23 protein-coding genes and 1 riboswitch are annotated in these 24513 nt (G+C 50.1%); of the genes, 14 read left to right on the top strand and 9 right to left on the bottom strand.

The features are described 5' to 3' along the window. Positions 1-30 precede the first annotated feature (30 nt). The 6 genes from KNQ13_RS11635 to KNQ13_RS11610 form a co-directional block, all read right to left on the bottom strand. Complete coding sequence (locus KNQ13_RS11635) at positions 31-756, bottom strand: energy-coupling factor transporter transmembrane component T family protein (protein ID WP_261974134.1); 726 nt, start codon at positions 754-756, stop codon at positions 31-33. After that, positions 722-2287 (bottom strand): ABC transporter ATP-binding protein, encoded by a 1566-nt coding sequence (locus KNQ13_RS11630; RefSeq protein ID WP_251027433.1) that lies wholly within the window; start codon positions 2285-2287, stop codon positions 722-724. Before KNQ13_RS11630 ends, KNQ13_RS11635 begins: the two co-directional genes overlap by 35 nt. Further along, positions 2284-2859 (bottom strand): ECF transporter S component, encoded by a 576-nt coding sequence (locus tag KNQ13_RS11625; protein WP_209548385.1) that lies wholly within the window; start codon positions 2857-2859, stop codon positions 2284-2286. Before KNQ13_RS11625 ends, KNQ13_RS11630 begins: the two co-directional genes overlap by 4 nt. A gap of 104 nt (positions 2860-2963) precedes the next feature. Next, a riboswitch (TPP riboswitch) is annotated at positions 2964-3063 on the bottom strand. A gap of 92 nt (positions 3064-3155) precedes the next feature. Next, a complete protein-coding gene (locus KNQ13_RS11620; RefSeq protein ID WP_014970436.1) occupies positions 3156-3824 on the bottom strand; it encodes a 50S ribosomal protein L25/general stress protein Ctc in 669 nt (222 codons plus the stop codon). A gap of 358 nt (positions 3825-4182) precedes the next feature. After that, positions 4183-6813, bottom strand: coding sequence for a DEAD/DEAH box helicase (locus KNQ13_RS11615; RefSeq protein ID WP_209548386.1), 2631 nt, complete (start codon positions 6811-6813; stop codon positions 4183-4185). 32 nt (positions 6814-6845) lie between these two features. Then, a complete protein-coding gene (locus KNQ13_RS11610; protein WP_251027434.1) occupies positions 6846-7886 on the bottom strand; it encodes a tyrosine-type recombinase/integrase in 1041 nt (346 codons plus the stop codon). A 411-nt stretch (positions 7887-8297) separates the two neighbouring features. Here KNQ13_RS11610 and KNQ13_RS11605 point away from each other — a divergent pair, with 411 nt between their 5' ends. The 12 genes from KNQ13_RS11605 to KNQ13_RS11550 all read left to right on the top strand — a co-directional run bounded on the left by KNQ13_RS11605 (position 8298) and on the right by KNQ13_RS11550 (position 20540). Next, the gene (locus KNQ13_RS11605) at positions 8298-8699 is read left to right on the top strand and encodes a CoA-binding protein (RefSeq protein WP_026831425.1); all 402 of its coding nucleotides are present in this window, start codon (positions 8298-8300) and stop codon (positions 8697-8699) included. Between the two features lie 167 nt (positions 8700-8866). After that, entirely contained in the window at positions 8867-10828 is a 1962-nt protein-coding gene (gene parE, locus KNQ13_RS11600) for a DNA topoisomerase IV subunit B (protein WP_014970440.1), read from the top strand. A gap of 1 nt (position 10829) precedes the next feature. Further along, on the top strand, positions 10830-13235 hold the full coding sequence (gene parC, locus KNQ13_RS11595; RefSeq protein WP_209548388.1) for a DNA topoisomerase IV subunit A: 2406 nt from the start codon (positions 10830-10832) through the stop codon (positions 13233-13235). Positions 13236-13568: 333 nt separating this feature from the next. After that, the gene (locus KNQ13_RS11590; RefSeq protein WP_236624451.1) at positions 13569-14039 is read left to right on the top strand and encodes an NUDIX domain-containing protein; all 471 of its coding nucleotides are present in this window, start codon (positions 13569-13571) and stop codon (positions 14037-14039) included. 240 nt (positions 14040-14279) lie between these two features. After that, positions 14280-14927 (top strand): hypothetical protein, encoded by a 648-nt coding sequence (locus KNQ13_RS11585; protein ID WP_026831428.1) that lies wholly within the window; start codon positions 14280-14282, stop codon positions 14925-14927. Further along, positions 14924-15718 carry a DUF3307 domain-containing protein gene (locus KNQ13_RS11580; RefSeq protein ID WP_014970444.1) on the top strand — a complete coding sequence of 265 codons (795 nt, stop codon included), beginning with the start codon at positions 14924-14926 and terminating at the stop codon, positions 15716-15718. Before KNQ13_RS11585 ends, KNQ13_RS11580 begins: the two co-directional genes overlap by 4 nt. A 59-nt stretch (positions 15719-15777) precedes the next feature. After that, on the top strand, positions 15778-16335 hold the full coding sequence (locus tag KNQ13_RS11575) for a histidine phosphatase family protein (protein WP_026831429.1): 558 nt from the start codon (positions 15778-15780) through the stop codon (positions 16333-16335). Then, positions 16332-17198, top strand: coding sequence for a ComEC/Rec2 family competence protein (locus KNQ13_RS11570; protein WP_026831430.1), 867 nt, complete (start codon positions 16332-16334; stop codon positions 17196-17198). Before KNQ13_RS11575 ends, KNQ13_RS11570 begins: the two co-directional genes overlap by 4 nt. A 15-nt stretch (positions 17199-17213) precedes the next feature. Then, a complete protein-coding gene (locus KNQ13_RS11565; protein WP_026831431.1) occupies positions 17214-17429 on the top strand; it encodes a DUF3006 domain-containing protein in 216 nt (71 codons plus the stop codon). A gap of 176 nt (positions 17430-17605) precedes the next feature. After that, on the top strand, positions 17606-18514 hold the full coding sequence (locus KNQ13_RS11560; RefSeq protein WP_026831432.1) for an AAA family ATPase: 909 nt from the start codon (positions 17606-17608) through the stop codon (positions 18512-18514). A gap of 2 nt (positions 18515-18516) precedes the next feature. Further along, entirely contained in the window at positions 18517-19563 is a 1047-nt protein-coding gene (locus KNQ13_RS11555; RefSeq protein WP_026831433.1) for a DUF58 domain-containing protein, read from the top strand. Continuing rightward, the gene (locus KNQ13_RS11550) at positions 19560-20540 is read left to right on the top strand and encodes a hypothetical protein (protein WP_236624452.1); all 981 of its coding nucleotides are present in this window, start codon (positions 19560-19562) and stop codon (positions 20538-20540) included. The genes KNQ13_RS11555 and KNQ13_RS11550 overlap by 4 nt, the downstream gene beginning before the upstream one ends. A 222-nt stretch (positions 20541-20762) precedes the next feature. On the opposite strand, the gene KNQ13_RS11545 is transcribed toward KNQ13_RS11550, so the two are convergent. Next, a complete protein-coding gene (locus KNQ13_RS11545) occupies positions 20763-21089 on the bottom strand; it encodes a hypothetical protein (protein ID WP_014970451.1) in 327 nt (108 codons plus the stop codon). Positions 21090-21247: 158 nt separating this feature from the next. After that, entirely contained in the window at positions 21248-22255 is a 1008-nt protein-coding gene (locus KNQ13_RS11540; RefSeq protein WP_026831435.1) for a helix-turn-helix transcriptional regulator, read from the bottom strand. A gap of 112 nt (positions 22256-22367) precedes the next feature. Here KNQ13_RS11540 and KNQ13_RS11535 point away from each other — a divergent pair, with 112 nt between their 5' ends. Then, positions 22368-23213 (top strand): alpha/beta fold hydrolase, encoded by an 846-nt coding sequence (locus KNQ13_RS11535; RefSeq protein ID WP_026831436.1) that lies wholly within the window; start codon positions 22368-22370, stop codon positions 23211-23213. Here KNQ13_RS11535 and KNQ13_RS11530 read toward each other — a convergent pair. Continuing rightward, positions 23210-23878, bottom strand: a complete 669-nt coding sequence (locus tag KNQ13_RS11530; RefSeq protein WP_014970454.1) for a hypothetical protein — start codon at positions 23876-23878, stop codon at positions 23210-23212. The genes KNQ13_RS11535 and KNQ13_RS11530 overlap by 4 nt on opposite strands. Positions 23879-24072: 194 nt before the next feature. On the opposite strand from KNQ13_RS11530, the gene KNQ13_RS11525 reads away from it, so the two are divergent. Beyond that, positions 24073-24399 carry a YolD-like family protein gene (locus KNQ13_RS11525; protein ID WP_014970455.1) on the top strand — a complete coding sequence of 109 codons (327 nt, stop codon included), beginning with the start codon at positions 24073-24075 and terminating at the stop codon, positions 24397-24399. Positions 24400-24513: the final 114 nt, after the last annotated feature.

Below are 24513 nucleotides of genomic sequence, written 5' to 3'. Positions count from 1 at the left end.
CTTATGTAGCGGGATGTAATCTCCCGCTTGTCAGACAAAAAGACGAAGGGACGTCGCGATGCTGCTGACCAGACCGAAAAATAACAGATCGAAGCGGGTGACGACCGGTCGGACATAATACGTCCGGTTCGCTTGGAACTGTCGTGCTTCCATCGCAATCGCAATCTGTTCCGACCGGATGATGCTTGTCGTGAACAGCGGCAAACTGATGTCAAAAAACGTCTCCCAGGGCCAAATCGACCGTTGCTGACGGACACGTCGGGCTTGACGAATCGTCCGGATCGCTTGCCGAAAGATCGGAATAAAACGAATGCCGGCTAAAAACCCGTACGCCAACCGGACCGGCAGGCGACATTGATGAATCAGGCTCATGACGAACCGTGTCGGATCGGTCGTCGCAACGAACGTCAAGCTCAAAAAAACGAAAGCGAGCATCCGGATCGCAATCAACCAGGCATGATCGAGACTTTCTTCCGTAATCCGAAACCAGCCGAATGTCCAAAGCTCGGTGCTGCCCTTCCCAAACGCCGCCATCATCCAAAACGTCAACAGAAATAAAAGGGAATAGGGGGCCAGCCGTCTGATGAGTGTTGTCAGGGGCCAGCCGGAACGTACGAGACCCACTAACGCCAACAGAAGCAAAGCGAGTGTCACCCGTAAACTGGACGTCGTGATTAGCAAGAACATGACATATAATAACGTCCCGAGCTTGACCGAAGGATTAATACGTGTGAGCAATGACTTGTTTTCCTGCACGATGCTTCACCTCCTCGAGTTGTTGATAGAGAAACGACAGCGGACGGACGAGTTGGTGTCGTGCGAGAAGGACGGGTTTCATAAGGAGTGCGGAAGGTGTTCCATCGAACTGAAGACGTCCTTCACCTAGGACGAGGACACGATCCGCATAGCGATGAACCAGTTCCATGTCATGCGTCACCATGATCACCGTTGTTCCTGCCTCCTGGGCTTGATGTAACACGTCGATGATGTGTGCCGTCGTCTCAGCGTCTTGTCCAAAGGTCGGTTCATCGAGCAACAAGACAGCTTTTTGCTCCAGTAACATCGTCGCGACACTCAAACGTCTTTTTTGTCCGAGGCTGAGCGCGAGGGGAGATTGATCCGCGACATCGGTCAGTCGATAGTGACACAAGGCGGTCTGGACCCGTTCTGGATCAAAGGCAGCACAGCTGATGGCCAGTTCTTCTGCGACCGTCTGTTTGAGGAACTGGAAGTCCGGTTGCTGGAAGACGAAGCCGACTTGTGCGTAAAAAGCACGGTCCTTCCATTTCCTCAGGTTCGTTTCAAACAACTGGACGCTTCCTCCGTGCAGCGGAATCAATTTCGCTAGCATCTCGAGCAACGTGCTTTTCCCCGCACCATTCGGTCCGACCACCATGATCCACTCACCACGGTAGGTCGTCAAAGAAAGATTTTCGAAAATCGTCCGGTTTCCGCGTCTGGCGGTTACGCCCGTCACATCGAATGTCGTCTCGTGAAGGACGCTTGGACGGTCGACATCACGTTTTCGTAAGTCAGCGGCTTGGGGCGAGTCGCCCGGTAACGTCTCCCATGTGTACGGATAGAGAAGCGGCGTCGCAATTCCGTGTTGGATCAGCACGTCACGTTGCTCACCGAAAATTGCGTCCGGTGTTCCGTCAAGCAACAGTCGCCCCCCATGTTCAAAAACCAGTACCCGGTCGGCAAACGTCACGCACTGATCGAGCTGATGTTCAATCAAGACGAGCGTCAATGTCGGATCATGATGGAGTTCTTCGATCAGTTCCATCATCATCCTTTGACCGTGCGGATCCAGTTGCGCCGTCGGTTCATCAAGCAACAGGATGTCCGGCTCAAGGGCGAGGACACAGGCTAAAGCGAGCCGCTGTTTCATCCCACCGGACAGCTCGGCAATCGGTGTCGTCAAGGCAAGATTCAGTCCGACGCGCACAAGCAACATCCGGATTCGTTCCTGCATCTCTCCCGGATTGACGGAACGATTTTCCAGGCTAAAGGCGATTTCTGCTCCGACCGTCTGCATACAAAACTGATCGTCCGGTTGCTGAAACAGAATCCCGACTGTTCCGTCCGTCGTATGGTGCCCCGTGACCTCTGCTTCGATCGTGTCCGGCAACAGTCTCGCCAATACATGTAAAAAAGTGGTCTTCCCGCTGCCGCTCGGTCCAATCAGCAACGTCGTCTCGCCTTGATGTAACGTCACCGTCAAGTCGTCTAGGACGGCCTGCGTTTGACCGGGATAGTGGACTGACAGGTGCTCGCACTGCATCATGCGGCACGCTGCTTCCGTTGCCGTCCGACCGCATAACCGTTCAGCGTCCCTGTCTTGACGAGGGCGTCGACGATGACTTTCGCGAGCAATCCGCCGAGTAATGCCCCGCTGACGAGTTGAAGTGAGAACGTCAACAGAAGTGTCGTCGTCGTATAATAGGCAAATCCATTCACGAGGAGACTGTAGACCATACTTCCGACGGCGGCGAAGACACCGGACAGCATCAAGGTGAACGTATTAAATTTCCGGTATCCGAATACGGCAAAGGCAACTTCCGCTCCAATTCCTTGCGCCAGCCCGATCAATAAGGCAGACAAGCCGAAATGACTTCCTGTAAACAATTCGACGGCAGCGGCGACGACTTCCGCAATCAAGGCGGCTCCCGGTTTTTGGATGATGTAGGCGACAAGGGGACTGGCGACGACCCAGATGCCGAACATCCAATTTGAGCCGACCGGTCCGAAGATCGCCGAAATCGGTAACCATAATGTCGACCAACCTAAGTACAGGACACCACATGCGACGGCAAGCATCATCATGACGATGATTTCTTTCATTTTCCAACTGTTCATACTCACTTCTCCTTTGAATGCACACCCACAAAGAAACCGCAAAAAGACCGCCCTCTATGAAAAGAGAGCGGTCGTGTAACCTGCAAGGCGCAGAAAAAGAGCACGAAGAGTCCGCTCCACTTTCCTACGCTAGTATGAACTAGATCAGGTTCAAAGGGTCCGAAGTAAATCGTCTCAGCCAAATGGGCTCCCCTAGTGGATGTGTAAATGATGTGTACATTCTTCACTGTACGGCTGTCGCCCGGACTTGTCAATATGCATAAAAAAAACCCTCCGCGAGGGGAGGGGAGAAAAGATTACTCTTTGTCTTCTTTGTTTTCTTCAGCTTGCTCTTCAGAAGTTTTTTCTGAATCATCTGCTGTGTCTGCTTCAGCTGCTTGTGCCTCAGCTTCTTCGATTTCTTCAAGATCTGCCTCAAGTGTCGATTCGACGACAGCAGCGACTTGAATGTCACCTTCTGTGACGACTCGGAAATCTTTTTCTTCCGGCAGATCAGCTACTGTGATCGAATCTCCGATTGCAAGATTCGTTACATCGACTTCGATGCGTTCCGGTAATTTATCTGGTGTTGCTGCAACTGTTACTTTAAAGAGTGTTTGTGAAAGGAAGCCGCCAAGTTTCGCGCCAGCCGATTCGCCGACAAGGACGATATCCGTTTCGACTTCTGTTTCTTCATCCATTTTAACCGCGATGAATTCCACGTGTTTGATCGTTGGTGTAAAGATGTCCATATCGAGCTTGTTGATCAACGTGTTGACTTTTTTGCCGCCGATTTGAAGGGCAACCAAGACGTTTTCACCGTGATCGCGGACGACTTTGACTAATTCTTTTTCATCGAATGAAATCGGTGTGCTTTCCACTTTGTAACCATACACGACACCAAGAGCTTTTCCTTCATGACGTAATTGCTTTCTAAGTGAGCGTGGGCGTACTTCGCGTTCTTCTACTTTTAATGTTACTGACATGTTCATTTCCCCCTTGAATTTGGTATAGCTCTCAAAAGGTAATGAATGTAGGAGTGGAACAAAGACGTTCCGGTACAGATGATCTACGAATGCTATTTCAAATTGATTTCATCGATAATGAAGAACCAAGTGAATAAGTAGCATTTCTCTCCCAGGTCATTACGCTGATATTGAGAAAAAATGTTGAAAAGCGACCGTGTTGTACGGTGCTAATGTAGATATACCCCCAGAACTCAAAAACTAAAACCTCTTTTTTAATTTAACCTCGTCCAAAAACCTTCAAACCCGTTGCTAGACAACGGGTCAAGGCAGCTTTTATTTTTTTAAGATAATGTAAAAAACGATGGGGTCAGTTTGTTCAATCCGGCTTTTTTTGTGGCTGCAATGGAGGTTCCAGCAGATGGACGAGTTCACGAAGCGTCAAGATTTCGGTCGCCCGGTCCGTCAAGACGGCATCAATCATCGTCGCCTTTTTATCTTGTAGTTCGGTCATCTTTTCCTCGATCGTTCCTTTCGTCAATAACTTGATGACTTCGACAGGCGACTGTTGTCCGAGACGATGGGCCCGGTCAGCTGCTTGCTGTTCGACGGCAGGATTCCACCAACTGTCGTACAAGATGACGGTATCAGCGGTCGCCAGATTCAATCCGGTACCACCTGCCTTGAGGGAAATCAAAAACAAATCGACTTCTCCTGCATTAAACCGGTCACATAAAGCGACCCGATCTTCGATTGGTGTGTCTCCGGTCAAAACGAAATGTGTCAATTGCCGCTCAGCCAACCGTTCCCGGATGCGGGCTAACATCTTCGTATACTGTGAAAAAATCAAAATCCGGTGACCCGCTGCTATTTTTTCCTCGATCAAGGTCATCAATAAATCAAGTTTCGTCGATTCGCCTGTATAGTTCTCGACAAATAAAGCCGGATCACAACAAATTTGTCGCAAGCGGGTCAATCCAGCAAGCAACTTGATCCGGTCCTCACGTTTCGTTTCGTCCAAATGACGTAACGTGTCGAGTTGGAGTTTCGCCAAGTAGGAGGCGTACAATTTTTTCTGCGTGGGTCCAAGCTCCGTGTAATAATGCGAAAGTCGTTTCGTCGGGAAATCATGTAACACTTCCTGTTTCGTCCGACGCAGTAAAAAGGGTTGGAGAAAACGTTTGATTTCCATGTGAGACCAGTCTTGGAACGTCCGTAAATCAGGGAGCAGGGACGGAAAGATTACCCGGAAAATCGACCAAATGTCATCTGTCCGATTCTCAAGCGGTGTACCCGTCAAGGCAAACCGGCGTTTCGCCCGCAGACGACGCAATCGAACGGCGGTCTGCGCGGTCGGATTTTTGAAGTGTTGGGCTTCATCAAAGATCGCTAAATCATATTCGATTTTTTGATGCGCGTCCATATCGGCGCGGAGCGACGGATACGAGATAAGAAAAACACCATCCGCTGGCAGATCACGTAACGCCTGCAATCGTTGTTTCCGTGAACCTGCCAACAGATACACCGTTTTCGCCGGCGCGAATCGAGCCAGTTCCGCGGCCCAATTATGTAAAAGCGAAGCAGGCGCCACGATGAGCGTTCGTCCGGGTGGGCGTGTCTCGAGATAACCGATGGCTTGAATCGTTTTCCCGAGACCCATCTCATCGGCTAAAATCCCATGACAGTCCCGCGCAGCCAGGTTGACCAAAAATTGTATCCCCGCACGTTGATAGGGATACAGTTGTTGATGAAGCGCCTGCGGAAGCAGTAATGGAATGTCACGACCGTTCTTCACTTCAAGCCATCGTTCCATCAAGTCCGCATGAAGATGAAGGAAGGATGCTCCGACAAGATGTTTTAAGTTGGCAATCGCCGGGACACGGATGCTTGCTTCTAGCATATCCCGTTCCGTGGTTTCCAGCTGCTGAAACAGGCGTTGCAACTGTTCAAACGCCCGGGTCTCAAATGAGACATACTGACCACTCTTTAACCGGTGATAGGTCTTCCGGGTGACAAGGGACCGCAAGACCTGCTTCAGTTCCACTTCCGGTATCCCGTCCATTGAAAAGCGGAAGGTTAACCAATCCAGGCGGTCCGTCGTCTCAACATCGATCCGCGGATGAAACGGTCCGTTCGGTAAGGATTGACGGATACTTTCCGTCACCTGAACGACGAGTTTTCCGTAAACGACACGGGGGTCGAGCCATCCTTTCAGAAACTGGTATTCCGCCGCTTCTTCCTCTAACCGATAGCGACCGTTCCGCTCGAAGAAACCACTCTCCGTCACGTAGCGGAGGACCGCTCCTTCGATTGACACATCGCGCCCTAGCCAGTCCGTCTCTTGTAACGGATTGATCCGAACCCCCTGATAGATAAACGTCACGAGCAGTTCGAGTCCACCAGCCTCCCGGTCCAGTGCCAACTCGACCGTCGGCGGACCGCTGACGAGCCGTTGTTTGAGCGGGGGACTGAGCCAAATGTCTGCGAGATTCCGTAACCGGTCACGCGTTTGCAAGAGTCGGTCAAAATACGCGGGACTGATGATAAAACGTTGTTGCGCCGTGATACTTTCCATCGCAATCGCCGAACCGCTGACATCAAACCTGATTTTTGCCCGTTCCGTTTTGCTTAATGTTTGCAAATAGGCCGTCACCGCCGCGTCTTCCGTCTGCCGTGTCGTCGTGAACGGACGGATCAGCGGACGGTTTCCGGCAGGTTTGCCGTAGACTTGCACATGATGCATCGCCAGCAGCACGGCGACGATATGCCCGCAAAACGATTGATCCATCGCAAGCGACGGACAGTTACAACCGGCATCCACGCCGTGTTCCTTGACGCGGATAGTGACGGTGAAGACCGATTCACCTTGCACGGCGGCTTCGACGAGCAAGTCGCCGGATTGGTAGTTTCGCAACGTGACTTTTTTAGCGGCGACATATCGTTTGCCGCGCCGAAAGGCATATGTATCCGACATCTGTTTGATTTTTCGTTCACTCAGTCCGTAATTCATCGTGTTCCTCCTGCTAAGGTGACATAATACTATTATCGTTCGCTATCAAATAATTCAATCGCCCGTTTTTTCTCTTGATCACCGATATGGGCATAGACTTGTGTCGTCGCGACCGATTCATGGCCGAGTAATTGTTGGATCGTCAAGACATCCACTCCGCCTGTCGCAAGGCGTGTCGCAAACGTATGCCGTAATTTATGCGGGGTGATTTGTTTTCGCTCCAAAAAGGGGAGGACAGGACGTAAACGATCGACGTGCCGTTTTAAGATATGTTGGACGGTCCGCGGACTGAGCGCTTTCCCATGTTTGCGGAAAATCGGATCTCCCCCGCGGATCGTCAAGCCGTAGTGGGCGACATATTTCCGCAAGGCGACGCGGACCGGTTTCGCAAGGGGAATGACCCGTTCCTTGTTGCCTTTCCCGATGACCCGAATCGTCCCTTCGTGAAAATCGACGGCATTCCACGTCAATTGTGTCATCTCACTGAGCCGCATCCCGCTGTAGCCAAGCAACTGGAACAAGGTGACATCCCGGACCCGATCCCGTTCATAATGCGCTGCTTCCCGGGCATTCATCTCGACGTTCGACGGTAACAGTTGCATCAGTTCATCCCATTCGCGTTTCGTTAAGTAGACCGGCTCCCGTTTCGCTTGTTTCGGACGATTGATTTTTGCGACCGGATTATCGGACAGGACTCCGATGTCGATCAAGTGGCGGAACAGCGACTGCAAGGCCGACAATTTCCGGTTGATGACGCTCGGGGCATTTTGTTTCGTTAAGGCTAAGTATTCCGCGTAAGCGGCAATTCCGGACCCGTCGATTTCAAGAAACGCTTCCTGCGTGATATCCCGCGCCTGAATCGCTTCTCCCGACGCTTCCGCGACGAAATGGAAAAACGAATCAAAATCGTAGACATACCGCCGCATCGTCGCCTTCGAGAAATTTTTCGACGCCAAATGGTCGATATAGGACCGGATGAAATCCGGCATCCGGACATATCCCGGAAGATCAATCGTATGGGCGGGAAGGGGTATCGTTTTTACGGTTTTTCCTAGGTTTTTAAACAAACTCATCATTCTATCCCCTCTCTGTTACTACTATACCAAACGTTGGTAGCTGGTACACTAGTTTGCGTGAAATAGTTATTTCACGCAACGTTAAATTGTCAGACAGGGAGCGCTCAGTTGCAACGAATTTTGTTTAGATAGGACATCGTACGTCTCGATGCAATTCAACTCGAATCAGGATTTTTAGGGTGAAAAAAACTATAATTATATTATGTTAACTTAGTCCGAAAACCAAAATCGCTCTCAGTTGCAGTGAACATTCCTTCGACAGGTAGTTGGTCGTCTCATCGACGTACAGCACGTTTTTGAAAAAAACGTTTTTTAGACCTACAAGTCGGCACTTGTTATGCTTAATCCGGTTTGAATGGGGTATATAAACTAAGAGATTCTTGTATTTACATCTAAGGGGGATACGATATGATTTCTGATCAACAAGCTCGTCAACTATTAAAAGACGCAAAACGGATTGCTGTCGTCGGGATTTCGAGCGACTCGGGCAAAACAGCCAACTGGATCGCAGATTATTTGGTTCAGCACGGATACGAAGTCATTCCCGTTAATCCAACCTTAAACGAATGGAATGGTCAAAAGGTCTATCCAAGTGTCGCCAGCATCCCGGGGCACATCGACATCGTCGACGTCTTCCGCCGGTCGGAATTTTTAGCGGACGCCGCAAGGGACGCTGTCGCCCATGGAGACGTCGGAATGATTTGGAACCAACTGGGTCTATCGAGTGTCGAAGCGGAAAGTTTAGCGCTTGGTGCCGGCATCCCATATATCGAAAATCGTTGCATCAAGATCGAACATCAATACTTATAAAGGGAAATAACGGGGACATCTACGCAATTGCGGCAGGTGTCTTTTTTTCTTGTTTGTTAGATTATCCTTGTCAGATAGCAAGAAGATGCCTACAATTAGATACAGACTACTAGAAAAACGAACGAACGTTTGGAATAATCGGCGTTTTTCTATTTGAGGTGAAAAACATGGCGACAGATTTAAACAATTATAATGATGATGCCATTCAGGTGTTAGAAGGACTCGAAGCAGTCCGGAAACGCCCAGGTATGTATATCGGCTCGACCGATCATCGCGGACTCCACCATTTGGTGTATGAGATCGTCGATAATGCGATCGATGAGGCACTAGCTGGATTCGGGGAACAGATTGATGTCATCATCCATAAAGATAATGCAATTACCGTGCGTGACCACGGACGCGGCATGCCGACCGGGATGCACGCTTCTGGGAAACCGACGGCGGAAGTCATCTTCACGGTGCTTCATGCCGGCGGGAAATTTGGTCAAGGCGGCTACAAAACGTCCGGTGGATTGCACGGTGTCGGCGCATCCGTCGTCAACGCGCTGTCGACACAGTTGAAAGTCACGATTTTCCGGGACGGCAAACAGTTTGAGCAGACATTCGAAGACGGCGGGATTCCGAAAACGACCTTGCTCGAAACGGGGACGACCCGTCAAAAAGGAACGAGCGTCTATTTTAAGCCGGACGCCAAAATTTTCAGTACACTGACATACAATTACGATACACTAGCCGAACGCTTGCGGGAATCGGCGTTCCTTCTAAAAGGATTGAAAATCACGCTGACCGACGAACGGTCGGAAAAAGTGGATACTTTCCAATACCAAGAGGGGGTCAGTGAGTTCGTCGGCTATTTGAATGACGACAAAGACACATTACATCCGACGGTTGCGTTCGAAGGGACAGAAAACGAAATCGAAGTCGATATCGCCTTCCAGTTCACGGATGCCTATTCGGAAAACGTCTTGTCGTTCGTCAACAACGTCCGGACACGGGACGGCGGAACACACGAAGTCGGCGCTAAAACGGCGATGACCCGGGTGATGAACGAGTACGCTCGGAAAAACACGCTCCTGAAAGAAAAAGATAAAAACCTCGACGGGAACGATATCCGCGAAGGGCTGACGATGATCGTCTCGATCCGGATCCCGGAAGAATTCCTGCAATTCGAAGGGCAAACGAAATCCAAACTTGGTTCGCCGGAAGCGCGGACGAGTTGTGACGCCGTCATCACACGTCGCCTGTCGACCTACCTCGAGGAGAATCCGCAGACAGCGACGCTCTTGATCAAGAAGGCGATCCGCGCCGCACAGGCCCGGGAAGCGGCACGTAAAGCACGTGAAGAGGCCCGGAACGGCAAGAAAAAGAAACGTTCGAGTATCTTGAACGGAAAATTGACGCCAGCCGCGTCAAAAAATGCCGAGAAAAATGAATTGTTCCTCGTCGAGGGAGATTCGGCCGGCGGTTCGGCAAAACAAGGCCGCAACCGGACGTTCCAGGCGATTTTACCGTTACGCGGAAAAGTCTTGAACACGGAAAAAGCGAAGCTTGCCGACATCATGAAAAACGAAGAAATCAATATGATCATCCACGCAATCGGCAGTGGCGTCGGAGCCGACTTCGATTTGTCGGACTGCAATTTCGATAAAGTCATTATCATGACCGATGCCGATACCGACGGCGCGCATATTCAAGTTTTATTACTGACGTTTTTCTTCCGCTACATGCGTCCCTTGATTGATGCCGGAAAAGTATTTGTCGCCTTGCCGCCGCTTTACCGTGTCTCAAAAGGAAAAGGGAAATCCGAGAAGTTTGAGTATGTCTGGGATGAAGAAACCCTTGCCAAAACAACGAAAAAGTTTGGTAAAGGCTACATGATCCAGCGGTATAAAGGACTGGGTGAGATGAACGCACCACAACTGTGGGAAACGACGATGGATCCCGATACACGGACGTTGATTCGTGTCACGATCGATGATGCAGCTGTCGCTGAAAAACGTGTATCTGTCCTGATGGGCGATAACGTCGGACACCGCCGAAGCTGGATTGAAGACAATGTAGCGTTTGGGCTGACGGAAGACCTCTCGATCATTGAAAATGAACATGTGACGAAAGAGAGTGTGAACTGATATGTCTAACCTGCAAAACATCCTCAACCTGTCCCTCGAGCAAGTCGTCGGGGACCGGTTTGGACGTTATTCGAAATATATCATCCAAGACCGGGCCTTACCGGACGCACGTGACGGCTTAAAGCCAGTCCAACGCCGGATTCTGTATGCAATGCATACGGAAGGTAACCTGTTTGACCGTGCTTACCGGAAATCGGCCAAAACGGTCGGCGTCGTCATCGGTAACTATCACCCCCACGGTGACTCATCGGTGTACGAAGCGATGGTCCGGTTGAGCCAGGAGTGGAAATTGCGTTATCCGTTAGTCGATATGCAAGGAAACAACGGATCAATCGACGGCGACAGCGCGGCTGCCATGCGGTACACGGAAGCACGCCTGTCAAAAGTCTCGAGCCTGATTTTAGAAGGCATCAACAAACAAACCGTTGATTATACGCTCAACTTTGATGACACGACGGAAGAACCACTTGTTTTGCCATCGTTGTTACCCAACCTGCTGATGAACGGGTCGACCGGCATCTCAGCCGGATATGCGACGGAAATCCCGCCGCACCATGCAGGAGAGGTACTTGACGCGGCAATCGGCCGGATCGAAGGACGGGTCCATACGGTCGATGACTTGTTGACCCATATGCAAGGACCGGATTTCCCGACAGGTGGTGTCGTCCAAGGACTGGACGGCATCAAAAAAGCATTTGAAACCGGGCGCGGGAAGGTCATCATCCGCTCACGGGCAACGATAGAGACGTTACGTGGCGGTCGCCAACAGATCCTGATTACCGAGTTGCCATTTGAAGTCAACAAAGCCAATCTCGTCAAACGGATGGAAGAACTCCGACTCGATCGAAAAGTCGAAGGGGTCGCTGAAGTCCGCGATGAGACGGACCGCGATGGGCTTCGTGTCGTCATCGAACTGAAAAAAGAGGCGGATGCGGAAGGGGTGCTTCACTTTTATTTGAAGCAAACCGATCTGCAAGTCGCGTATAACTACAATATGGTGGCGATTCACGAGCGGACACCCCGTCAGATGGGCGTGTTAGCACTTCTCGATGCCTATCTCAGTCACGTCAAGGATGTCGTCATCCGCCGGACATCGTTTGACCTCGAACAGGCGAAACGCCGCCAAGAAGTCGTTTCCGCCTTGATGACAGCGATTTCCGTCCTCGACGAGACCCTTGCTTTGATTCGATCGGCATCGAATAAATCCGAAGCCAAAGACAATCTGATTGCCCGGTTTAACTTTACGGATCGGCAGGCAGAAGCGGTCGTCATGTTGCAGCTGTACCGGTTGACGAACACCGACATCGTCGAATTACAGGAAGAAGCGGCAAAACTTGAAAAAGAAATCGCTCGTCTCGAGAAAATCCTCAATGACGAAAAAACACGGAACCGCCTCATCATCAAGGAACTGACGGCCTTAAAGGAACAAGTGTCCGACGCCCGACGTTCGACGGTCGAAGCGGAAGTCGAAGAACTGAAACTGAAGACGGAAGTCATGATCGCCGTCGAAGAAACGATGGTCTTCGTTTCGAAAAACGGTTATATCAAGCGGTCTTCCATGCGGTCATTCGGCGCGACCAATGATTTACCGGAGATGAAGGAACAGGATCGCCTGTTGTATCAAGGGCAAGCGATGACGACGGATCATGTCATCGTCTGGACGATTCAAGGGAACTATCTCTTGCTGCCTGTTCACCAGTTACCGGATACGAAGTGGAAAGACGGCGGGCAACATGTCGCAAACCTCGTCCCGCTTGATCCCGGCGATCGGATCTTATCGGTCGACCTCGTCCGGACGTTTGACGAGACGTCGCATTGTCTGTTCGTCACCCGTCAAGGCATGGTCAAACGCTCCAAGCTGAGTGATTACAATGCCCAACGGAAGTCTAAACCGCTCCAAGGAGTCCGTTTGCGCGCAGATGATGAGGTCTTGTATGCCAAAGTCTCGACCGGGCAGGAACAGCTTTTCCTGACGACACAACATGGTTTCGGGCTTTGGTTCACAGAAGACGATGTCCCCGTCGTCGGCGTCCGGGCAGCGGGTGTCAAAGCAATCAATTTACGGGATCAAGATGTCGTTGCGGGTGCGATCGGCTTCAAACAAGCACCAAACATCGTCTTGTTGACACAACGCGGGGCGTTGAAGAAGATGCGTCTCGCCGATCAGTTCCAAGTCTCGAATCGTGCATTACGCGGCGCTCAATTATTACGTGACTTAAAATCAAAACCGCACCAGGTCACGGCTCTGATTGATGTCACCCAAGCAAAAGAGTTGGTCTTAATCGGAAAAGATCAGGAAAAGACGATTCAAGTCCAATCCTTATCTTATCTGGACCGCTTGTCGAACGGATCGTTTGCGTATGACGAAGAGAAATTTGGTTCACTTACCGATTGGTATACGATTTGATGGTCAGATGCCCCTCATTTTAAAAGAGGGGTGTCTTTTTTTATCATACGGTGTCAAAAGTCGTTGATTCCTACAAGTTTGTAGCTTTCTCCATACTCTGTTCGGGTCTCTTTTTCAGACTTTTCTTCGAATTATCGAGAAAACAGTCGTTTACAAATTGAAACAACCGCCAAGAACCGCTACAATAAAAGAAAATGGTCAAGGCAAGATCACCACAAAAGACGTGGAGCGGGCAGTTCGGAGCTTTAGCTTATATTTTAAGATTCATCAAGCAGCTACGGACATGTCCTCGGCTGCTTTTGTGCAATCTGCCGAACTGGAGAGGTGATGACGATGAAATTCAGAAGACGCGAAAAAGTAGCAATCTATATCACACGGGAACAACCAGAGGGATGGGAACTCCTTGTTTTTCATCCGCAATCAGCTCCAGAAAGTGATTGGCAAATTCCTGCTGGGACGATCGAAGATGCTGAAATCGCGAAAGAAGCGGCTGTTCGGGAGACACTCGAGGAAAGCGGCTTGTCACTGGCGACCGTTCAATACGTCGGTGAAGAAGAAATGCGGTATCCTGAACGGATGCGGGTTCATTACACGTATTTCTACCATGCCCATATCGAATGTCAGGAAAACAGATGGACGCATTGTGTTGCGGGCGACGGTCAGGATTGCGGTGATTTTTTCCATTTCGCGTGGTTGCCGCTTGAACGAATCACGCAACTCGAACGCCGGCATCATATTTTCTTAGATCGATTGATTCATCGCTTAGAGCGGACACATCATTATGATTGTCGAAAACACGGATAATCCCCGTGTTTTTTTGTTTTGTCTCACTATCTTAAGTTTACCTTGATTATGAGACAGGAATTAATAACTATTGATAATATATGTTATGTCAACTTAAAGAAAAAAATAAAATTTTTTGGATTGTTCTTGGTTTTTGGTTTGCTCCCCTGTTACTCTATATACAGTAACAATTGATTTGTTACCTTTAAATCAGTAACATCGAATAAGTAACCGTATTAACGGTAACAAAGGAGGATGTTTATGCAAGCGGTCGCCGTCTCATTCGATATTCAAAATTCACGGGCCTATCCGAGTAAAGAGCAATTATTAACGGATTTGCGCATGCTGGCAGATCAATTGAATCAAGCATTTCCTGAAGCGCTTGTCCCATTTCAGGTCAAGTCCGGTGACAGTTTGCTTGGTGTCTTCAACGAATACCAGGTCAGTTATCCGCTTGCGCTGATGCTTTTGCATCAACCGCTTACAGGTTACATCGGAATTGGTTTTGGTCAATACGAGACATTATCGACGACGCAAGCCGATGAAGCCAACGGGAGTGCCGTTATTTTTGCTTTCGAAGCCCAGGAAGCCGCCAAACAGACCCCCAATCAGATTGCGTTCAGCGGCCCCCCGTATTTGCCGACCGCCCTGCTGAACGGTTATATCGAGATGTTGTATCCCGCGTACTTCGGAAAAACGGACCGGCAAATCGAGCTCCATCGGCTGATGGATCAATATCCGGACGCAACTTATGAGGAAATTGGCTTGAAGATGGGCTTTCAGGAAAAAGATGCCCGGATGAATGTCGCGAAACTTGTTGCCCGTTCGCAACGTAAACAGCGTAAACGTTTAGAAAAGGCACTGGTCGATGCCCTGAAACAACTGCAAGTCTGGGAGGCCATCGGATGACCTTATTATTAAGTTTACTGCTCGTTCATCTGTTAGCCGATTTTCCCCTTCAAAGCAAACGAATGGCCAAGTCGAAACAGCGCCAATTCCGCGTATTACTGGCACACATCAGCATACATAGCATCGGTAACAGTATCGTTCTTGGTCTGTTGTATGCGCTCGGGCACCTCACTGGAACGGATGCCGCACTGATCGGCGGTGGAATCGTTTTGACACATCTGTTCCTCGACGGCTCGCCACTGAAGCGAATCCTGCATCCGGCACTTGCGTTCTGGATCGATCAATTGCTCCATATCGGTATCGTGACCGGACTCGTACTCTATGTGACAGGTATCGACTGGCCCACATCATTTACTTTACTGGATCAAATATTATGGATCGTGGTCTGGGGACTGGTCGCGACGGAACTGATTGGACGAGGAATCGCCCCACTCCTTGCGCCGTTTGCCCCCCGCTTGATCGAATCACATTTTGAACGGAAAGTCACCCGGAAGGAACAATTGGATGGTCTGAAGCGTTCCGTCACCCATGAGGTCGAAGACTCCGCCCGCAGTTACACGACGGAAATCAATGGGGTCGGACGGTACATCGGACTGGTCGAACGAGCCATCATCGTCTGTCTCGTCGCCGTCAATGCGACGGGAGCAATCGGCTTCATCATCGCCTTGAAGGCACTCGCCCGCTTCAAACAGTTTGACGACCGCCGATTTGCGGAATATTATATCATCGGCAGTTTACTTAGTATTCTTGGCGCCTTGCTATGTGGCATGGCGATCCGCATCGCTTTATGATGACGAGAGATAGAAAGAGAGGTGGAACGGTTGCTTGAAACAAGAAACCGTCGCAAGCTATGAAACAGATTGGATTAGTCAGACACCACCGGGTAACGGAAGGTTATCCGACAAAAGGTTGGATCAGCGCAGCCGACATCGAGGCCTGGATTGAACGATATGATGTCTCGACCATCGACGTCCAACCGGTCGAGCTCGGTAACATCGATTGGACACTCTGTTATGTCAGTAGCATGCCGCGCGCCGTCCAGACGGCGAAAAGCGTCTATTCGGAAGACATCATCGTAACCGACCTATTACGCGAGGTCCCTTTTCCGACGATCCGCTCCCGGATTCGTCTGCCGTTTCTCGCGTGGGCCTTGATTGGACGGCTGGTCGCCCCCTTCAGTAAACGGATTCAGGCAGAAATCAAAGATGCCAATCAACGGATTACCGTCCTGCTGAATCAATTGACGTTCGAGCAAGGCGAACACGACCGGGTTTTACTTGTCGGACACGGCGGTATGATGATTTTAATGCGGACGGCTCTGAAAAAACGCGGTTATGTCGGACCACGTTTCGGTCATCCGCGCAACGGCATGCTATACCTGTTCGAGAAACGGGAGGTGCGGTCATGAAATGGGGGGCTACCCTCCTGCTTGTTCTTGGGTTGATCGTTGTTTTTTATATGACACGCGACGAAGAACAGCGCAACCAGACAGCACCAACAAGCGAGGTGATCGTCTACGGATTTGATGTCGGTCAGGGCGACAGCACGTTCATTCAGACGAAAACAGAGACGATTTTGATTGATGGCGGCAACAACGGCAAAGGAGATGATGTCGTCCGCTACTTGAGAACACTGGGTGTTACCCGTCTGACCGCGCTCATCGCGACCCATCCCGATGCCGATCATATCGGCGGGCTCGATACCGTCCTCGATGCGTTTGAAGTCGAACAGGTCTACGCGCCCCGTATTAATCATACGACGGAGACCTACCGGGACTTTTTACTCGCGGTCAAACGAGAAGGCGTGACGATCAAGACGGCAAAAGCCGGTGTGACGATACCGAGTCAATCGGTTAACCTTGCCATACTTGCCCCGCTTCAGGACGGGACAAGTGATTTAAACAGTTGGAGTGCCGTCGTTCGCATGAGCCACGTCGACAACACGTTTCTCTTCATGGGAGACGCACCGGTTCGGACGGAACAGGATTTGCTGGCGTCCGGAATCGATGTAAAGGCAGATATCTTGAAGATTGGTCACCACGGGGCAGATACTTCGTCTTCGATTCCTTTTCTGCAAGCCGTCCATCCTAAACGTGCCTTGATTTCGGTTGGCGAAGGCAATGCTTACCGCCATCCGCGACCAACCGTCATGAATGCACTGGCAGCAGAGAGCATCACGGTTGACCGGACGGACCGGATGGGCACCGTCCAGTACACCTCAAACGGGATGCAGATTGACGTCAAGAGTCGGCCGGACTTACGCCCGGAGTAAAGGGAGAAACACACTATGAAGATGACATTGACAGAGTTTGACGGCGAACTTGCGATTTGTGAAACCGATACACGTGAAACGATCCAAATCGCACGCGACCGGTTACCGCAAGCTGCGGCGATCGGGGACTGGTTAGAATGGCGTGGCCGCTCAATTCGGATTCTGCGGGATGAAACGAACAACCGCCGACAAGAAATTGACGGCTTAATGGATGAATTATTTGAAGATTGATTTGAACGCCCCTGCCGGTATCCATCGTCAGGGGCGTTTTGATTGGAGCGATTGAATCGATTTTGCTTGCACCGATCAGGAAATGGTAATTATTTAAAAAACGACTCAAATTACTGGCGATTTTATCTGAATTTTCGTAAACTTTAGGAATACGAAACAAAAAGGGGGATTTATCCATGTTCCAACAATTACGAACGAACTTAAAGCAATCGGTCCTCGGACAAGAACATGTCATAGATCATCTTTTGATTGGTTTATTGTCAGAAGGTCATGTCTTGCTGGAAGACCGGCCCGGTACCGGAAAGACGACCCTTGCCAAATCACTTGCCAACACGCTCGATGCCAAGTTTTCACGTGTCCAATGCACAGCCGATACATTACCGACCGATCTGCTCGGAATGGAATTGTTCAATCCGTTGACCGGGTCGTTCGAACAACGGTTTGGTCCCCTGTTTGCAAACATCGTTCTCGTCGATGAGATCAACCGGACGACGCCGCGGACACAGTCCGCCTTACTTGAAGCGATGGGGGAAGCCCAAGTGACGATTGGAGACACTTCGTATACGTTACCGCAACACTTTTTGGTGATTGCGACACAAAATCCGTTTGACGGGCAAGGGACGTTCCCTCTTCCCCATGCTCAACTCGATCGCTTTTTGTTTAAATTATCGTTTGCCCCGCTCGATCGACGGAGTGAAAAAGCCTTGCTACAAGGTGCACATCTGCAACCAACGTCACTCCAAATCCCGCTTGAACAACTCAACACGTGGAAGGAGGAAGTTTTAGCCGTCACGATCGAGGAGACCGTGGAAGATTACCTTCTCGACGTCTGTGATGCCCTCCGTGCGCATCGCGACGTTGAAATCGGTCCAAGCCCACGGGCGACGCTTGCGCTTCTTAAAGCGGCGAAAGCACGTGCCTGGATGCAGGACCGGACCTATGTCACCCCCGAAGATATCAAGCAACTGGCATCGCCGTTACTGGCACACCGCCTTGTCCTGACGCTCGAAGCGACTTTGAAGATGACCAATGGCCGACTGGTCCAACAAACCTTGGAATCCTTGACCGTTCCGACCGAGGTGTAACCATGCAGCTGATCACACCTAAATCCTTTCACCCGATGTTGTTGTTTTGGACCGGCGTCGCCGCTGTCCTCTGTACGTTATACGGCTCGATCTTACTGGCGAGCCTCTTAGTCGCCTATACGCTTTATGGTTACCTTTTCCCCAAGTATCTCGAGTACCTCGGTGCACGCTTGAGCGTCCGACTGGTCGAAACGGTCCGGGCATTTCGCGATGACGTGTTCGTCATTCCATTTGAGATGGACAATCCGACCCGTTTCTCGCTTGGGAAAGTGACGGTTTCCGGGCTTCTTGGCGAACAAGTTCGAATCGAGGATGCGAGCAGTCAATTTTGGCGTCAACATGTCTACGTCCCGCGTCATGCCCGGATCCCCTTCCACATCGACGTTACGGCGGCACGGCGTGGAACGATCCGGATTCAATCGTTTGACGTCATGATTTCGGACCCGTTTCATCTGATGACGCTCTACATCACGCTTCCGATCCAACAACTTGGTCATGTGTTCCCGGACTTTGCTCCCGCATCCGTCGAATGGAATGAACGTCAGATCCCGGGGGAGACGATTGATCGGTCGAGCCCGTTTACCGACCGGTCAAGTTTTCATTCCGTCGTCCCTTATGCAGGAGACGCCAAAACCATTTATTGGTCTGCGTATGCTAAGACGGGCGAACTGTATTCTTATCAGTATGACCGGATGCGTAACCATGATTATGCCGTCATCATCGATGGGTTGTCTGCCGACGGACGTGCCTTACGGGGAGACTTCGAAAAATTGTTGTCCCGTGCTGCCATGATCATCCGCGAACTCGAAAAACAAGGGGCGTCGTACAGCCTGTGGATTTCGATGGTCAACCGCGATGGACAATGGTACCATGTCCCGTCCGGTAAAGGAAAAGCACAATTTCTCCGGACGATGGAATGTTTGGCGCGGATATCAGAATACGATCTGCCGCTTGAACGCCGCTACTTCACGAAACGTCTTCAGCGGACCGTTCCTTCGACGACTGCCGAAATTCATCTCGGTCATCGCCCTAAGGGGGTGAGTGCATGATGATTCTCTGGTGGCTTCTCGTGGTCAGCCTGTTACACGCACCGCTGTTGGCCGTCCTGATGTTTCCGTTACTTGCCGCAATCCCGGCGCGAACGATTCGAATCATTCTCCAACTCGTAGCAGCCATTAGTCTTTTCCTAGTGTCTCCTACCATCAGTATTCTGTTAGTACTCGTGACCGCACTTGGCGCTTGGCTAGAGACCATCGATCATCCATACCGGTATGCGATCAGCGGCAGTGTCCTCGTAGGGCTGTGTCTTCTGTTGCCCGGCATCACCCCGCCCATCGGTGCCTATCTCGTACTGGGGCTTTTATGGACGATTCCGTTCTTGAAACAACATCTCGTCGAATGGCGACGAATCGTATCCGGACTGTCCCTTTTTATAGGTGTGAGCTGGCTGTTGGTCGTTTTTGTCCGCTTGATCAAAGAAGCACTGTTTGGTTCTGTCGCCAATCTGACACGTCCTGCACTTGAAGCCTTTGGTTCGTTCTTCACCTGGACCTTACCGCTCGCAGAACAAATCGATCAAAAAACGCAAAGTAATCCGACCGACTTGTCCAATGTAGCGCCGCAACAAGCGCTTCAGCCTGCGACTGTCAATCCGGATACGTGGTTTTATCTAAATCTCATCGGTGCGATCCTTGCGCTCGTCGCCGTCTGTCTGACGTTTTATCTGATCCGAAAACGACGCGTCGTCGCACTGGAATCGGAACAGACAGTGCGTGTACCGGCACAGATCCGGCCCGCGCCGGTCAAAAAACACAGCCACCATCCGCTTCTGAAAATCGCCTCGCAACTCGAACAAGCCTTTCCACGACGCCCCGACGAAACAACAGTCGAGTGGCTGATCCGCATCGAGTTTCCGGAAGCAATGTATCATGCGCGGCTTCTTGATGGAATCGAATTCAGCCGCAGTGAACCGGCTTACGACATTCAACTGTTTCGAAAATACGTCCGTGAACAAATCGAACGCTGAACAAACAAGAAGGTGCTCCCATAAAGGAACACCTTCTTGTTTTATTTGGAATCAATCTTGGACGCTTTTCGCGCAATGATGACAATAAAGACGATGGCAGCGACCGGAAGCACAAGTGGCATCCAGTCCAGGATATACTGTGTATTCATCGTATCCCTCCTCCAATGCATGCTAATACTATACACGTAGCATATTCCAAAAGACGGGACCATGCAAGCATCGTTAAATCCGGGGCAGGATCGAATAGAGAACGGAATAATAAATCAACACACTCGTCGAGATGCTATACACGATCAATATGTACGGCGCGAATTTTGGTCGACTGTGACGTTTGAGCAGCTTCAACGAAAACATCGTGATAGCTAACGCAAACAACGGACTGAAACCGAACACGACAAGATCCATTGACATTAATAACTCGGCACTAAAAATGAAATTAAAGGCAAAAATCGATAATAAATACCAAGATGTATAGGACAGACAGATAAAGAAGAGGTATGATAACCCCGCAATCACGCTTCCCATCCGTGGTTTTTCCATATGTTGCATGAGGTCCCTCCTACGAGAAGAATAAGATATCCTTAATGGTAGTCGGAAAAACGCGCTAAAAATATTCAAATATGAATATACGACAAAAAACGACAAAAAGAGATCTTATCCTGTCTCGGACAAGATCTCTTTTTGTCGTATCAAACGTTTTTGTGCCTTCATCCATTGACGGCGGCCGGTGCCTGGTAGACTTTCGACAGCTCCAAGACTTTGTTCTTGAACGCTTCCCGACAAGCGACCGGTTCAAGGATTTCCGCTTGTTCTGCGAACTGAATCAACCACATCATGAACCCTTGCGAGAACAGTGCACTGACCTTCACTTCGAACCAGTCGTCCTCGAGGCGACGACAACGGATATCCGTCCCGAAACGATCCACTACGGTCGGCATGACCCGTTCATGAAACTTCAGCGTCAATTGTTCCTGTTCGCCTCCATACATATTGAACATACTGCTTAAGTAAGTCGCTTCCACCTCGACCGGTGTCTGCGCAGGTTCAAATACACTGCAGTTGACGATCCGGTCGACCCGGTACGTCCGGATTTGATCGACCCGTTCATCACGGCCAATCAAATAGTAGTTCCCATTGTCGACAATCAGATGAGCCGGGGTCACGAAATAATAATCGCCGTCTTTACGCAGCTCAAACTTCCGTGTCCGTTCGTTGAACTTTCCTTGGTACTGAAAACGGATGATGTCCTGTTCGATGATGGCTTTTTGAATCGTATCAATCGAAAACGGAATCACACCTTTTGGTTTCTTGACCGTATGGATGACGGGTTTCAACGTTTCTGCCAGACGTCTGCTCGTCAAGGAGTGGATATTCCGAACGAGCGTCTCCGTCTCACTTTCAGAAATGAACTTGGCACTGGCGATCGCGTCGACGAGCAAACGGAGATGGTGGTACTCAAATGGACGACTGACAAGATGGTACGGAATCGCCAATCCATTTTTAGTCTCTTCCGCAATGATGTCGAATCCTGATTTAGCGAGAGCGGCGATATCCTCTTTTAAGGATTTTCGGGATAGCTTTTCAATCAAACCACGTTTTGAAAGTTCCGTACTCAATGCTTCTAAGGTCAATGTCTTTTCTTCGTCCGAGTGTTGTTCAAAAATGTCTCGAACCGCCAATAACCGATCACGATTGGATAATTTTCCATTTGGCACGGGGCATCCTCATTTCCTATCTCTAAGATGTTTGATTATAATTGGATTATACCTTAAATAGGAAACAATATTAACAATAATTTGGAAATATTTAAGAGATAGGAGAATTTGGATGCGACAGATCGCCGATTGGAACGACCAACAATTTGATTACCGCGATAGCGGGACGGGTCCCGTCATCCTGCTGATTCACGGAACACAGTCCGATTACCGGGAAGTTTATCACGTCGAACGATTGATCGAGGCAGGGTATCGCGTCATCGTTCCGTCCCGACCCGGATATGGGAAAACGCCGCTCCAACTAGCGGCGTCTCCAACAGAACTGGCTACGTTTTATCGAGGCTGGATGGCGTCACGTCAGATCACCCGTTACACCGTTTACGGCATCTCGGCTGGAGGACCGACGGCAATCGCGTTAGCGGGCAACAATCCCGCCGTCCGTTCCCTTGTCCTGGCCTGTGCGATGACACATCAAATCTCACTTCCATACCAGACCTGGCTCATTCAGCCGGCACTCCAACGACCCCTGCAACTCATCCAGTGGGTCTTGTGGAACTACGTCAAGGACAAGCTGGTCAAATTCCCTGAGGAGGCGTCCGTCCGGATGGTCGAGATGACCAGCCTGCTCCGACGTGACGATATAAGAAGCCAATTGAATGGGACCGATCAAGAACTGTTGTATCAAGTCGGACTTCAAAATGGTCCCGGTCGCGGTGTCCTGTTTGATTTGACCCAACACATCGATCGCCAAATCTTACAGACCGTCACGTGCCCCGTCTTGATCGTCCATTCGAAATCCGACCGGGCCGTTCCGTTTGAACACGCCCTGTATGCACGTCGTGCGATTGCCCATGCCCAGTTCCTGGAGTCCAAAAGTCCAGGGCATTTGATTTGGATCGGACCATCCGCTCGTCGGGACGAACGGATGATCGAACGGTTCATTTCCTTAAATCATTAAATCACTTGTAAGCGGACACGAAGCTTCAACTTTTCATCCTCTTCCTCGATCGAGATGATGCCGCGCGCCGTCAGTTCCTCGATGGCTAGGCGTGTCCGCTCCAAGTTAAAACGTGCGTAACGCGCAATCTCGGCGATTCCCATCCGGCAAGACAGCTGGTTCGCCTTGATTTTGGAAGAGGGTTTCGCGACAGAGCGTTGCAACAGACGCCAAAAGACTTGTCGGGCATCATCGGAGAGTGCATAGGCATTTTTTTCAATGACCGGCGGGACATACCGAATGTCCTCACGAATCCGGCGAATCAGGTATAAACTTAACCAGTCTTCCATCTCGGCTTGAATCCGGAAAAATTCGAACCACCATAACTGATCCAGGGCTTCCGCTTCATCTTGTGACAGTGCCCATGATGCGGGGACATCGTCAAATTCTTCGTCTAAAAAATCTTCATAATCGAGGGCCGTCTCATACAACGTTTGGGGAGAAACCCGGTCCAAGGTTTCGCGCTTTTTATAGAGGTCAAAGCTCATGCGTCGAAAGTGTTCGACCGACCCTGCGACTTGACTCAGATGCAACAGTTGTTTCGTGATTATGCGGGCAAGACCATCCAACTCGACGTGAATGGCATATATATGTTTTTCAAGTGCGATTAATGTACTTCGTTCCATCAGACATTTCCTCCTCTGTTCCTGGCGTACTTCTAGTCTTTTTCCGCAAATGACACATTCAAAACCACTCGGATCATCCTGTTCGTTCCGCTGCTTTTCCCTTCGTAAAAACAGTGTTTATTCCCAAATCAAACAGGGAGTATTTTTGGAGCAACGGTTTAGTAGACGACGATTCCATCGGAGGAGGCCTGACCGTGTTACAGTCGAAAAAAAGAACCGTCCGAAAATGGCGGCAACGAACGACGCGACATCATATTTTGCAGTTGGAACATCTGTACCAAAGAGAATCGGCTTCATCACTGCCCTTTCAAAAAGTTACTTTATGGAAGACATTAGAAGAAGCGATCCGTAGTGGACGACAGATGACGATCGAGTATGTGCGCCATGGGAAGTCCACCGTCTTGACTGGAACCATTTCCGCCTTGTTGCATCAACGTGAGATGGTCGAAGTGCAGACATCAACGGGCTTACATCAAAAAATTCGTTTTAAGGAATTGTGCGACATCCGAATAAACACGTAAAAACCGGAGGACGCATCATGCAATCTGGGCTAACCTAAAATTTTGAGACAATATAAAACACCTTCGGAGTGGTACACTTTTAAAAAGTACTAACATCGGAGGTGTTTTTGCATG

This window comes from Exiguobacterium sp. s128, from assembly GCF_018618815.1.
Lineage (GTDB): Bacteria > Bacillota > Bacilli > Exiguobacteriales > Exiguobacteriaceae > Exiguobacterium_A > Exiguobacterium_A antarcticum.
This window is presented reverse-complemented; position numbering and strand designations above follow the sequence as displayed.